The sequence below is a fragment of the Yaniella soli genome (assembly GCF_054782375.1).
Window position 1 is genome coordinate 51505 of the sequence record NZ_BAAGSP010000009.1, and the last position, 13183, is coordinate 64687.

The window sequence follows — 13183 nt, forward strand, 5'->3', positions numbered from 1 at the left end:
GCTGCCATGCACGGAGGCATATGCTGACCCCGTATCTGCTTGCACTGCTTGCCGTGTTACTCGCGTGGCCTGTGCCGATGTGGCTACAACGCGCGAAGTGGCCATCACGCGCGCCCGGGGCCACGTTAGTCCTGTGGCAAGCAATTGGCCTGAGTGGCGGTCTCGCACTGGTGAGCGCTCCGCTGACCTGGGGATTGCAGCCCTTTGGAAGTGGCATTCTGACCGCAGGCAGCAAATTGCTGCAGGTTCTTCTCAGCGATGGGATAGCAGGGGTCTTCAACGACCCCCGCTGGGAACCACTTGGGTTGGCCGCTGTCACCCTGAGTGGCATACTTTTTGGTCACCTGACCCTCGTGCTGCTCCACACGGCTTTTACGACCTTTCGCCAGCGGAAAAAACACCGAGAATTCGTGGAACTGCTCTCTGCTTCCCTCCAAGAACATGACCACGGATTAGATCAGACTTCACAGACGGCCAACAACACTCGTGTACTACCGGTTGAGCACCCGTTGGCGTATTGTCTTCCCGCGGCCCAACAATCCATCACCGTCGTGTCGCGGGGTTTATTGAACCAGTTGTCCGCAGAGCAACTGTCTGCGGTGTTGACACATGAATCCGCCCACCTCACTCAACGCCACGACCTTTTGCGGCTGGTGTTCCAAGCCTGGCACAAAGCAGTGCCATGGTTTCCTGCCACCAGCGTCGCCGTTGACGAAGTCACCGAGTTGACCGAAATCATGGCCGACGACGTCGCCCTGACACAGCATCAAACCCGTGATCTTACCTCTGCGTTGGCCCATACCTTAGAACAACAAGCACAAGATACCGGTCAGCAGATGGCGCCCCATCACCAACACCCCGCACAGGTCGCGTCACGGCGTTTAAGACGACTCATTGGACCAAGAAGACCGCTGGGTTCATGTAGAGTTAGCCTGGTTATAATCCTGTCTGGTCTCCTCGTGATCGGGCCTGCGTTCATCAGTCTGGTGTGAGCCCGCCAGAGCAAGAGTCCACTCAGGGCGAAACTATGCTGGGAGGATACGATCTGTACCTCGAATCGCGTGACTGCAAAAACCGCGCTAGGCTGGGTCGTTATGACAAGTCAAGTAATTGGAGCATAGCTACCAATTGTGAACGCGAATAAACAGAAATGGACAGTCCAACGTGAGTTCTAATGCGGTTTCAATTCACCACAACGCGGCATTACTTTCTGTGGTAGAAGTGACCGCTCCGGTGGAAGTCACCTCTGACATGATCGACGATCGACTCGCATCCGTACTCAAACGTCTGCGTCTCCCCAATCGTCTCCTGCAACGTGTCGCTGGCGTTCGTGCACGACGTATGTGGGAAGACCCGCAAGATTACGTAGCTGGCGCGGCCCAGGCCGGCGTAAAAGCCCTGGCCGAAGCCGGTATTGCCCCGGATGCTGTGGGGCTACTCATCAACACCTCGGTCACCCGAACCGAACTAGAGCCTGCCGTTTCTGTACAGATCCATGACTCGATGGGTCTGGCCCCATCGGCTACCAATTTCGATATCACCAATGCGTGCCTCGGGTTTGTCAACGGCATGGATCTTGCCTCAACGCTCATTGATGCAGGCCAGATCGACTACGCCGTCGTCGTGGCTGGTGAAGATGCGAAACAAGTTCAAGAATCCACCCTACGCAACCTGTTGTCGGATAAAACCACCCGCGACAATTTCATGCAGCAGTTTGCTTCCTTGACGCTGGGGTCGGGTGCTGCAGCAGCCGTCCTTGGACGAGCAGATAAGCATCCTGAAGGCCACCGCATTCTGCGAGGCGTCACCCGTGCAGGAACGCAACATCACCAGTTGTGCCAGGGTGGCCACAACGGTATGTACACCGATTCTGCTGGGTTATTAGAAAATGGGCTGGAATTGGTCATGGACACTTGGAACGATACCCCAGCCGACTGGAACTGGCGCAGCATGGATCGCTACATCACCCACCAGGTCTCCCAAATGCACACCGATGCCATCATTAAATCTGCCGGCATCGACCGCAAAAAGATACCCACAACGTTCCCTGAGCTGGGCAATATCGGCCCAGCTGCCCTCCCCATCACGCTCGCGCGTGAGTTGGATTCACTCACAGTCGGTGACCGGGTGCTCACGATGGGAGTCGGCTCCGGTTTGAACGTCGCAATGCTAGAAATAGAGTGGTGAACTCCTCCCCCATGATCTCTCCTCAACCGGCACAATACCCTCACTCAGTTGTTGATCCTGTGAAACTGCCGGGGTGGGATCCTCGGTGGTCACGACTCGTCGATGCGGTCACCATTGATGGAACTCGACAGTTCCACGTGCTGGACAACGGTCCTGCGCTTGAGGAATTGGGCTTCTCAGCTGACGATGTCGACGCCATCATCGTCGCCGTCCATGGAAATCCAACCTGGTCGTATCTTTGGCGGGGAGTCGCTCAAGCCGGTATCGATGCCGCCAAGGAAACTCTTGATCTCGGTTCCGGTGCTGGACGTGCACCCATCATTCGAGTGATCGCACCAGACCAATTGGATATGGGTTTCTCCCAACGACTTGGCCACACTGAGCTGCCCTCTGCTAAAGGTCAAGATACAACGTATCGAACGCTGGACCAGCGCATATTCGACCTTGATGCCGTCCTTGCAGCGCTGCTTGATCCGGAGCCGCAAGTGCCGTTGTTTACGCTCGGACACGATTGGGGCGGCGTTGTAACGCTTGGCTGGGCAACGCATCATACGATTCGTGAGGCGGGTTCCGGCCTCGACCCAGCCGGCATGATCACGCTGAATACTGCCGTCTGGCACGACGAGTCCCACCCCATTCCAACACCATTGCAAGCCGCTCTGGCAGGTCCGCTGCTAGCTGGCTCCACTGTCGTTACACCCGCGTTCTTAGACACCACACTTGCGCTTGGCAATCCCGCACTCTCTACCGCAGTGAAAAACGCGTATAAAGCACCGTACGCGGATCATACCCGCCGCGCAGGCATTGGTGGTTTCGTCGCGGACATTCCCGCCAGCACAACACACCGCTCTCGTAAGGCGTTACGACGGGTCGCTGACGGCGTAGCCGCGACAGAGAAACCTGCGCTGCTCTTATGGGGCGCCAAGGATCCAGTGTTTCTGGACCGGTATCAACATGACCTGTTGGAACGTCTCAACAACGTGCAAATACACCGTTATGATACTGCCGGCCATCTCCTAGCTGAAGATCGCAATATCGCCGAGCCCATCCTTGGCTGGGTCCGCCAACAGCTCGACGGTGATACCCGACCTGCACCCGATGTGAACGCTTCTCGCGGTTCAGTAGCCGTGGGGCAATACGCCCCACTCTGGGAGTTCCTCGACCGCTGGACTGACTCATCGAAGAAGGCCATGGTCGACATGACCGCCACGGATGCACACGGCAAGCCTTTTGAAGTGTCTTGGTCCAAGCTCTCTTCAATCGTCAATGCGATGACCATTGGGCTCCGTGCTGCGGGGATGCGCCCCGGCGACCGCGTGTCGATGCTAGTTGAACCAGGCCGAGACCTCACCGCGGCGCTCTATGCTGTCCTACGCGTCGGCGGAGTAGCCGTCGTCACCGATGCGGGACTGGGCGTGGCAGGTATGACTCGAGCAATCAAATCTGCAGCACCGCGATGGATCATTGGCGAAACACCCGGTATCACGTTGGCTCGCGCAACGAACCTCCCGGGCAAGCGTCTCAGCGTTCGCACAATGAGTCCCGTCGCGCGCAAAGCCCTGGGGCTGAGTGGCTCCATGTACGGTTTTGCCACGAAATATGCTAGCCAAACATACCAGGAAGAGGCCACGCATCCTGATCCAGCACCGGCAGACGATGCAGCAATCCTGTTTACCTCCGGTTCTACAGGGCCGGCAAAAGGGGTCCGATATACCCACCAAAAATTGTCCGCTCTTACCCAGCGCCTGCAATACACACTCAACGTCGAACCTGGTTCAAGCCTGTTGGCTGGCTTTGCACCGTTTGCGCTCCTTGGTCCCGCCATTGGTGCTACATCGGTGACACCGAATATGTCGGTCACCAAACCGGCAACGCTCACCGCCACTGCGCTGGCTGATGCCGCCATCGCCGGGGAGACGACCATGATCTTTGCTTCACCCGCAGCGCTACGCAATGTCGTGGCCACCGCACACGAACTACATCACACACAACGTACTGCATTGGAAGGCATCTCGATGTTGTTATCAGCCGGCGCGCCAGTACCCGTGCCCCTGATGGACGACGTTCTGGAACTGGTACCAAATGCTGAGTTCCACTCGCCTTACGGCATGACCGAATCCTTGCTCATCTCGGATATCGATCACCACACTCAGCGGGCTTTAGGCGACCGGAATGACCGCGGCGTTTGTGTCGGCAAGCCTCTGGACGTCGTGCGTGTGGCAATGGCACCGTTGGATTTTTACGGTCGACCATCCGACACCATCCTCGAAGGGGATGAAGCGGTCGGCCACCTAGCAGAGATCGTCATTTCGACACCCCATATGCTGGCCGGTTATGACAAGCTGTACAACACCAACCGCCAAACACGAGTCGACACGGTGGATGGCCTACAGTGGCACCGTACCGGCGATATTGGCCATCTCGACGAAGACGGGCGGCTATGGATTGAAGGCCGTACCCATCACATCGTGACCCCACCAACCGGGGTGCTTGGTCCAGGCGGGCCGGAAGACGATATCCAGCGGCTATCCCAAGTGAGCCGGGTAGCCATCGTGGGAGTCGGGCCCGTCGGCACACAGGCGATCGTTGCCGTCATCGAGCCAACGGATCAGTCAATCAAGCCTGGACTCGCGCCGACCGACCTTACCGATGCAGTGCGTGCAGCCACCGATGTTGACATTGCTGCCGTGCTAATCACCGATGATGTCCCGGTTGATATTCGACATAATTCAAAGATAAACCGCCCACTCCTAGCCGACTGGGCTGAACGCGTGTTGGCCGATGGAAAGGTGACCGGAACAAAATGACCACTACCCGCGACACGTTTGAGTACCACACCGCGAACTTCACCGGCTACAACGTGCTCGTCACCGGCGCCTCCGGTGTTTTGGGCTTTGGGGTTGCACAAGCACTCGTGGCAGCCGGTGCCAATGTCACCGTCCTACAGCGGTCTGCGTCGGGTCTGACAGGGGTTCGTGAGATTCGTGGCTCCGTCACCGACGCTGACGATGTTGCCAAGGCCGTTGACGGTGTGGACTCTGTTATCCACATCGCAGCCAAAGTCTCCGTCTCGGGCCCGCTGGCCGACTACGAACACGTGAACATCGAGGGGACCCGAACTCTGCTGCACGCAGCCCAAAACGCTGGCGTATCCCGTTGGGTCCATATCTCATCGCCCTCCGTGGCTCACAGCGGTGATTCAATTATCGGAGACGGAGCTGGCGCCGCTGATCCACAAGCTGCCCGCGGACACTATGCGGCAACGAAGGCTGCCGGCGAGTTACTAGCTTTAGCAGCAGACTCTCCAACATTTCGCGTCTTAGTGCTGCGCCCGCATTTGATGTGGGGCCCAGGCGATACTCAGTTGACCGAGCGCATCATTGATCGTGCCCGTCAAAACCGCCTCCCCCTGCTTGATGGTGGCACTGCACTGGTAGATACGCTGTTTCTGGTCAATGCGGTGGAAGGCATTATTGCAGCACTCGAAGCCGTCGACACCACCCGCGGTGAAGCGTTGGTGCTCACCAACGGTCAACCCCGCCCGATCGGTGAGATGATCCGTCGCATTGCTGTTGCCGGTGGTGCCAAAGAGCCGACCCTTGATCTCCCTTCGGGCGTGGCCAAGGCAGCTGGCAGCATCATTGAAGCTGTGTGGGACGCGGAAAAACGCGGAGACGAACCACCGATCACGCGATTTTTAGCCGAACAGATGTCAACGGCCCACTGGTTTGATCAACGCCGCACACATCACGTACTGCAGTGGAAACCCCGCATCTCCTTGGACGAAGGGTTCCAACTCACCACGCAGTACTACCGTCACTAGACGTCAATCTCCTCACGGTCGAGTTCTTCGGCCCCGGAGATAATAAAGTCGCGGCGTGGGGCAACGTGTCGTCCCATCAACAATTCGAAGATCTCTTCTGCTTTCTCGAACTCTTCAATATTGACTCGACGTAAGGTGCGTTGTTTCGGATCCATCGTAGTTTCAGCTAACTGGTCCGCGTCCATCTCGCCGAGCCCTTTGTAGCGTTGAATTGGCTCTTTGATACGGCGCTGCTCGGATTCCACCCGTGCCAGCACATCGTGCAATTCCTGCTCAGAGTACGTATAGACGATCTCATTCGCCTTTGCGCCGGGGTTGATGATTTCCACCCGGTGTAGCGGTGGCACGGCTGCATAGACGCGCCCCGCTTCAACCATCGGACGCATATACCGGAAGAACAGTGTCAGCAAAAGTGTCCGAATATGTGCGCCGTCCACGTCAGCATCGGTCATCAGGATAATTTTGCCGTAGCGAGTCGACTCGAGATCGAAGCTTCGACCAGAGCCACCACCCACCACTTGAATCAGTGCTGAGGCCTCCGCATTATTGAGCATCTCCCCCACAGAGGCTTTTTGTACGTTGAGAATCTTCCCTCGAATTGGCAAAAGGGCTTGATAGTCAGAAGATCGTGCCAATTTAGCTGTTCCCAGTGCGGAGTCGCCCTCCACAATAAACAATTCGGAGTTTTCGACATCCGTGGACCGGCAGTCTGCCAACTTAGCCGGCATGGAAGATGTTTCAAGAGCTGTCTTGCGACGCTGGTTTTCCTTGGTCGTGCGCGCCATGATGCGCGATTTCATCTCGGCAACGATTTTTTCTAACAGACCATCGACCTGTTGTTTAACCCCACGTTTGCGCGACTGCAAGATCTCAGTCAGTTGGTCACCAACAACCTTCGAGACAATCTGTCGAGCTGCAGGTGTGCCAAGCACCTCTTTGGTTTGGCCTTCGAACTGCGGCTCAGCCAGGCGCACGGTGACAATTGCCGTAAGCCCCGCCAGAATGTCGTCTTTTTCGACGCGATCATTACCTGCTTTGAGGCGTCTGGCGTTGGCTTCAATCGTTTTTCGGAAGACCCGGGTGAGTGCTTGTTCGAATCCTGTGTTGTGTGAACCACCCTTTGGGGTGGCGATGATATTCACGAAGCTTTGCACTTTGGTGTCATAGCCAACATCCCAGCGCAGGGCGACATCCACCTCGCAAGTACGTTGCACATCCTGCATTTGTGCTTGACCAGAACTATCGAGCACCGGCACACGTTCAGTAAAGTTGCCCTCACCGTGTAACCGCCACACATCTGTGACGGGGTTAAGCTGCGATACGTGATCTACGAATTCAGCAAGCCCACCGTCGAATTGAAAAACCTCTTCGTGCGGTCCATCTTCACCGGCCGTACCTGCTAAGCGGCGCTCATCGCGAATCGTAATCCGTAGTCCCGGGATCAGAAATGCTGTCTGACGGGCGCGTTGTTCGAGTTCTTGATAAAGGAACGCGGCATCAGGTGTGAAGACCTGTCTATCGGCCCAGTAGCGAATCGTTGTGCCAGTGGTGCCACGTTTTGCTTTACCGACAACAGGGACTTCTTCCCCTGTCTCGAGTGTTGCGAACGGAGCATCTGGGCGTGGCTTTCCCTTGTCTTGAAAAAGTCCCGACTTCCCGCGTTTGAAACTTAACTGGTGGACTTTTCCACCACGGGTCACTTGGACGTCTAAACGTTCCGAGAGGGCGTTAACCACAGCTGCGCCAACTCCGTGGAGCCCGCCTGCGGCTGCGTAGGAGTCAGAGCTAAATTTGCCGCCAGCGTGCAGTTTTGTAAACACAACTTCTACACCAGAAAGCCCTGTCCGTGGTTCAATGTCAATGGGTACGCCGCGCCCGTTATCTGCGACTTCGACGGAACCGTCCGAGAACAGGGTGATGTCGATGGACTGGCCATATCCTGCCAAGGCCTCATCCACCGAGTTGTCGATGATCTCCCACAAGCAGTGCATGAGCCCACGAGAGTCGGTAGACCCGATATACATTCCTGGGCGTTTGCGCACGGCTTCGAGTCCTTCAAGGACTGATAGATTTCGTGCACTGTATTCGGCTTGTGTGACCACGTGGTGTTTGACCCTTTCAGCGGATGCTCTCATCGACATGCGATATTCGTTCGTCGTTGCATCGGCGGAAACACGCCGCCGACGACCAATTCGATACTAGTAAGAATAATGGCCCAAAACCTAAACACTGGGAATTTCAGCGGTTCTTGGACTATTAGCAAAATATCAGCGCAGCATTCTTTCGCCTGGCGCGTATGGGCGGGTCAGATCTTTGCGCGCGCGTGAACTAATGGCAATATAGTCTGACTGGTTATGAATACATGACCGTGTATTCCAACGTTAAGAATATGCATTGTTCGCTAGTGGCAACGCACGCACCTTTCGGGCATAATCCCTATGTTTGGTACGTTGTTCTACACAGGAAAAAGATAACCTGTCAGGATGGAAGGACCAACCTACAGAGTTTGGACCACAAATTAGGAGGCCCAATGTCCACGGCAACTAGCCTTGAGCAACCTACCCTCAACGCCGCTGATCGTTGCGACCGTTGCGGAGCCCAAGCTTACGTTCGTGCAGTACTACCGTCGGGCGGCCAGCTGTACTTCTGTGCCCACCATGCGCGCCAGGTTGAAGATAACCTTCGTCCGCAAGTTGATGTTTGGCAAGATGAGACCAATCGTCTAGAAGAAGAACGCTCAGCGAGCCTCTAGGTTTCACAGGTTGCGGCTCGATAGCTAGTCGAATGCGATGCCGCTGATGTAGAAATTGCCCGGTTCGATCCGATAAGGGGATTGAACCGGGCAGTTTTTAATGCACATTACAAACAGGGTGAAAAAAATGGAGCAGCTCAAGTTGAGCTGCTCCATTTTTAAGAGACTGTGATAATCGGTTTACTCGAGATAATCGCGCAGTACTTGTGACCGCGATGGGTGACGGAGTTTAGACATCGTCTTGGATTCTATCTGCCGAATACGCTCGCGTGTGACGCCATAGACTTTACCAATCTCATCCAGCGTTTTTGGCTGACCGTCGGTCAGACCAAAACGCATGGCGACTACGCCGGCTTCGCGTTCAGACAGGGTGTCCAATACGGAATGCAGTTGTTCTTGCAACAGCGTGAAGCCGACCGCGTCGGCTGGAACAACTGCTTCGGAATCTTCAATAAGATCGCCGAATTCTGAGTCACCATCTTCGCCAAGAGGGGTATGTAGTGAAATGGGCTCGCGACCATATTTCTGTACCTCAATGACCTTTTCAGGGGTCATATCAAGTTCGGTGCCTAGCTCTTCAGGAGTGGGTTCACGACCCAGGTCCTGCAACATCTGACGCTGCACACGTGCCAGCTTGTTGATGACTTCGACCATGTGTACAGGGATACGAATGGTGCGAGCCTGGTCTGCCATGGCACGCGTGATCGCCTGACGAATCCACCATGTAGCGTATGTGGAGAATTTGAAACCCTTCGTGTAGTCGAACTTCTCAACTGCACGGATAAGCCCCAGGTTGCCTTCCTGAATCAAATCCAAGAAGAGCATGCCACGACCGGTGTAACGCTTCGCAAGTGATACAACCAAACGTAGGTTTGCTTCCAACAGGTGGTTCTTGGCACGACGGCCATCGGCTATCACCAGTTGCATGTCGCGGCGTAGTCGCGCGTCCGAAAACTCTTCTTCTTGCATTTTGTGCTCGGCATAGAGCCCAGCTTCAATGCGAGTAGCCAAGTCGACTTCTTCTTCGGCGTTAAGCAGTGCGACCTTACCGATTTGTTTCAGGTAGTCCTTGACAGGATCTGCGGTCGCACCGATGACGTTGAGCGCTCGCTGCTGCGGTGCATCCTCTTCGGTTTCAGAAACAACGAAGCCACCGGCTTTTTCAGTAGATTCAACGTCAGGCTGTTCTGGACCTGCGGTCTCCTTGATTTCGGCTTCGACTTCGTCTTCGCCGACGGTCTCTTCTTTTTCTTCGCCTTCGGGCGTGACGTCTTCCTCGTCCTCTTCTTCTACGTCGACGTCTTCGCTCTCGAGAAGTTCTTCATCTTCATTAGCAGTATCAGTAGAAGTCATAGTCGCCTTCTCACCATCGTCGGTAGCAGCTGCCTCGGCTGCGATTCCTTGGGCTGTGGCCTTATCTGTGGCAGTAGAGACACTCTGGGCAGTCGCCTGTTTCGGAGTAGTAGTCACTCAGGTCCTTTCCTCATTGGCAGCCGTATGAGTACAAGCTCACACACGATCAACACACCTATGACCCTGTCAAGTCCGTGTTTGGATAATCGCTGTTCCCGTCGGTACACACATTGCGTGTCCGACCGTTGCAGGATCCACGGATGCAGGGTCTCTAGTGGGTATAACGCGCTCGTTGATGGTTTTGTTCCCATCGTGATAAAAAACTTTGTGACAAGTCTTTCACACAGCCGTTAGACCAAAACATTATGCCATAAGACAGTGGTAAATGCGCTATTGAGCTCTTTTCAGCTCATGCTGCGTGTTGCGGATTCCAAGCGGTTTCCACTCGCGTGGCCCAGCCTGCGACGATACCTTGCTTCAGCTGTCCTTCGAGAGTGCTGAGAAACCGTTCGGCGGGAAAACGCTTACGGGCTTGCCCCACGTACCGTAGGGCCACGCTGCCTCGGCCACGCACCCACTCAATCCACGCTAAGATTCCGACCACTGCACCACCAGTTGCATCATCCGATAATGGCAGCAGCTGGTGGCAAAGCCTTTCGAGCTCGCCGATCCGATGCCAGTCCGGGCCGCGTTTCGATCTGCCCATCGCACTGTGCTCGATGGTGAGACCGTCAGCAGCACTAAGCGGGACCTGCGCTGCCGCCCCCATCGCCGCAGGGAACCTTCCGAGGGTCACCATACCGCGAAGGGCTGTGTTGGTATCAAAACAGGCCAGTGCCAATATTGCCTCACGAATCGCTGGGTGTTCTAACGAGGACAACAATTCTGAAACCTCATCGGAGTGCAACATCATCGGTCCCTCGCGGATATGCTCGTCCCATAGTTCCAACCATTTAAGTGCAGCGTGGGGCCGATGTTCCAAAAGCGTTTCGGTATCTGGTTCTATATGTGAGGTAGCAGCTGTTACTGGTGGAAAGTGAAGTTTGCGCGGCGTTGCGCCAGATGTTTCAGACGTCGCACCAGTTGGGTCAAGCTTGGGAAAAATAGAGGTCTGTTCTGGATCGCCAATGGTGTCGCCCTGCACAGTACACTCCGTGGTCGCGGCACACCGCAGGTGCCATAGGAGATCATGATGGATCAACCAAGATTCTTCAACGGGCATTCGTTGCACCCCGAACTGGGCAGAGATCATGGCATTGGCGGTTCCAACGGCAGCTAATGCTTGCTGATCTGACACAGAGGTGTCATCCGAGAGGTAGAGCAGCAGGCAGGAGGTCGTGGAAGGTTCTTGAGCCATTAGCTGTCCGATGTGACGTCCTGTCTCCATAAATTGGAGTTCTTGGGTTTCTGTCACGCCGAAATCCATGAAGGTCACGCTCTCGGGGGTGTCTGAGCGCAGAAGATTTTGTAGCGTGTGCGGTATATCGCAGCGAACCACCGTAGAAAGTCGGTTGCCGGCAAAAGCCACGATGACGATCGAATTGGTCGGTCGAAACCCCAAGGTGCATTGAATATACGCCAACACGTCGGCGGGCTCCGATACCTTGACACGGCCAGCCGGACGAGAGGTGGCGTGCCGCTCCTCGTGACTGTCTGTGGAAGTAACGGGCACTGCATAAAGTGGGGTGGTGTTCGGCTGCGGTGTCGCGTTTGGAAGGCTGGTGGATTCAGGCTGCTGATGATTTTGCGTCATGATCTCAGCATGATCGAAAATTACCCTTTCCGTGGCGCCGGAAAGGGTAATTGTGGATAACTATGGTTTAGTGCGACTCCGCATCAGGGTGTGTATTAGTCAGAGTCTTCATCAGCTTCATCGGGATCGTCTGTTTCAGCAGCCTCGTCGTCTCCTGGCTCTGTGTCCGATTCATCGACAACGAACCAGACAACGTCTGGTTCCACATCTGCGCGCGAGGGGTGCATGGGATCCTGTGCCAATTTGTTCTTATTCAGCGTCCCGGTATATTCCAAAGCGTCGCGATCGTCATCGTCTAGACCAGCTTCATCCTGTTGTACGTGATCGCTCAGATAGGATTCGACCGCCGAGCCAATCTCATCGGCGTCTGGCATTTGTTCGTCGGCGTTCAATAACAGGCTACGAGCTTGGTGTTCTTCAGCATACTGATCAAATTGTTCTTCCAAGCGTCCCAGCATCGTTGCGATTTCGGGCCGATTTTGCACCTGGGCAGTGATTTGCTGCTCGACATCACGACCTGATTCACGCAACTCTTCACTGGGCAGCATCAGTCCCATCGCAGCACCGATATATTCCAGGGCAGCGACAGCGGCCTGTGGATAGGTTGCATCCGCCAAATAATGTGGCACGTGCAAGGTGTAGCCGCTCACGGTGCGACCAGCCTCAGCGGCTCGTAGTTCCAAAAGTTGTGCGGCACCGGCTGCAATCCGGCCCTTGGGAGACCAGGTGGCTAAGCCTTCTAATAATTCTTCTGCGTTTCCGTGCGTGGTGACACCCAGTGGTCGGGTGTGTGGTACCGGTAGTGGCATGGCGTCGATGAACGTCACCACGCCGACATCGAGCTGATCAATGAGTAGCATCGCGGCTGCTACAAACCGATCCCATTGATAATCGGGCTCAGGCCCGCTCAGCATCAAAAATGGCTGCTGCATTTGATCTTTCAGCAGGTGCAGCTCCAGCTGTGGTGCGTCGTAGTCACGAAACTGCCGCCCGTCAAAACGTAAATGTGGACGACGCGCCCGGTAGTCCAGTAACTGGTCCGTATCGAAGGTCGCGATGCGTTGATAATCCAACCGTTCGAGCAGCACATTCTCCAACTGTGTCGAAACGCTGCCAGCGTCTAAGTACCCAGAAAACACGACCAGCAGATCAAGCCCGTGTATTGCGGGGGTGTCGTGATTCTCGGTGTGTTTCGACTGGCTTGTTCCAGATATCAACTCTCTTGCAGACGAAGACATGTGAATCAGGTCGATCGGATCTAGCATGCAGACTCCTCACTTTCGGGTGACACAATGCTGCACAAAGCGCTGGTTAA

9 protein-coding genes are annotated in these 13183 nt (G+C 55.4%); 5 read left to right on the plus strand and 4 right to left on the minus strand.

Features of this window, described 5'->3' with window-relative positions:
• The first annotated feature begins 20 nt into the window (after positions 1 to 20).
• The 4 genes from ACYVJT_RS06615 to ACYVJT_RS06630 all read left to right on the plus strand — a co-directional run bounded on the left by ACYVJT_RS06615 (position 21) and on the right by ACYVJT_RS06630 (position 6010).
• The gene (locus ACYVJT_RS06615; protein ID WP_343957192.1) at positions 21 to 992 is read left to right on the plus strand and encodes a M56 family metallopeptidase; all 972 of its coding nucleotides are present in this window, start codon (positions 21 to 23) and stop codon (positions 990 to 992) included.
• A 172-nt stretch (positions 993 to 1164) separates the two neighbouring features.
• Complete coding sequence (locus tag ACYVJT_RS06620; RefSeq protein WP_343957194.1) at positions 1165 to 2187, plus strand: 3-oxoacyl-ACP synthase III; 1023 nt, start codon at positions 1165 to 1167, stop codon at positions 2185 to 2187.
• Between the two features lie 11 nt (positions 2188 to 2198).
• Positions 2199 to 4994, plus strand: coding sequence for an alpha/beta fold hydrolase (locus ACYVJT_RS06625; RefSeq protein ID WP_343957196.1), 2796 nt, complete (start codon positions 2199 to 2201; stop codon positions 4992 to 4994).
• The gene (locus tag ACYVJT_RS06630) at positions 4991 to 6010 is read left to right on the plus strand and encodes an NAD-dependent epimerase/dehydratase family protein (RefSeq protein WP_343957198.1); all 1020 of its coding nucleotides are present in this window, start codon (positions 4991 to 4993) and stop codon (positions 6008 to 6010) included. Before ACYVJT_RS06625 ends, ACYVJT_RS06630 begins: the two co-directional genes overlap by 4 nt.
• On the opposite strand, the gene ACYVJT_RS06635 is transcribed toward ACYVJT_RS06630, so the two are convergent.
• The gene (locus ACYVJT_RS06635; protein ID WP_343957279.1) at positions 6007 to 8112 is read right to left on the minus strand and encodes a DNA gyrase/topoisomerase IV subunit B; all 2106 of its coding nucleotides are present in this window, start codon (positions 8110 to 8112) and stop codon (positions 6007 to 6009) included. The genes ACYVJT_RS06630 and ACYVJT_RS06635 overlap by 4 nt on opposite strands.
• Before the next feature lie 428 nt (positions 8113 to 8540).
• On the opposite strand from ACYVJT_RS06635, the gene ACYVJT_RS06640 reads away from it, so the two are divergent.
• Entirely contained in the window at positions 8541 to 8762 is a 222-nt protein-coding gene (locus ACYVJT_RS06640; RefSeq protein WP_343957200.1) for a DUF7455 domain-containing protein, read from the plus strand.
• 180 nt (positions 8763 to 8942) lie between these two features.
• On the opposite strand, the gene ACYVJT_RS06645 is transcribed toward ACYVJT_RS06640, so the two are convergent.
• The 3 genes from ACYVJT_RS06645 to ACYVJT_RS06655 form a co-directional block, all read right to left on the minus strand.
• Positions 8943 to 10232 carry an RNA polymerase sigma factor gene (locus tag ACYVJT_RS06645; RefSeq protein WP_343957202.1) on the minus strand — a complete coding sequence of 430 codons (1290 nt, stop codon included), beginning with the start codon at positions 10230 to 10232 and terminating at the stop codon, positions 8943 to 8945.
• A 292-nt stretch (positions 10233 to 10524) separates the two neighbouring features.
• Entirely contained in the window at positions 10525 to 11868 is a 1344-nt protein-coding gene (locus ACYVJT_RS06650) for a DUF4192 family protein (RefSeq protein WP_343957204.1), read from the minus strand.
• Positions 11869 to 11963: 95 nt separating this feature from the next.
• Positions 11964 to 13133 (minus strand): PAC2 family protein, encoded by a 1170-nt coding sequence (locus ACYVJT_RS06655; RefSeq protein WP_343957206.1) that lies wholly within the window; start codon positions 13131 to 13133, stop codon positions 11964 to 11966.
• Positions 13134 to 13183: the final 50 nt, after the last annotated feature.

Excerpts from the sequence above, each read along its gene's own strand:
- ACYVJT_RS06615 (WP_343957192.1), top strand. The coding sequence starts at position 21 with ATGCTGACCCCGTATCTGCTTGCACTGCTTGCCGTGTTACTCGCGTGG.
- ACYVJT_RS06625 (WP_343957196.1), top strand. The coding sequence starts at position 2,199 with ATGATCTCTCCTCAACCGGCACAATACCCTCACTCAGTTGTTGATCCT.
- ACYVJT_RS06630 (WP_343957198.1), top strand. The coding sequence starts at position 4,991 with ATGACCACTACCCGCGACACGTTTGAGTACCACACCGCGAACTTCACC.
- ACYVJT_RS06640 (WP_343957200.1), top strand. The coding sequence starts at position 8,541 with ATGTCCACGGCAACTAGCCTTGAGCAACCTACCCTCAACGCCGCTGAT.
- ACYVJT_RS06650 (WP_343957204.1), bottom strand. The coding sequence starts at position 11,868 with ATGACGCAAAATCATCAGCAGCCTGAATCCACCAGCCTTCCAAACGCG.
- ACYVJT_RS06655 (WP_343957206.1), bottom strand. The coding sequence starts at position 13,133 with ATGCTAGATCCGATCGACCTGATTCACATGTCTTCGTCTGCAAGAGAG.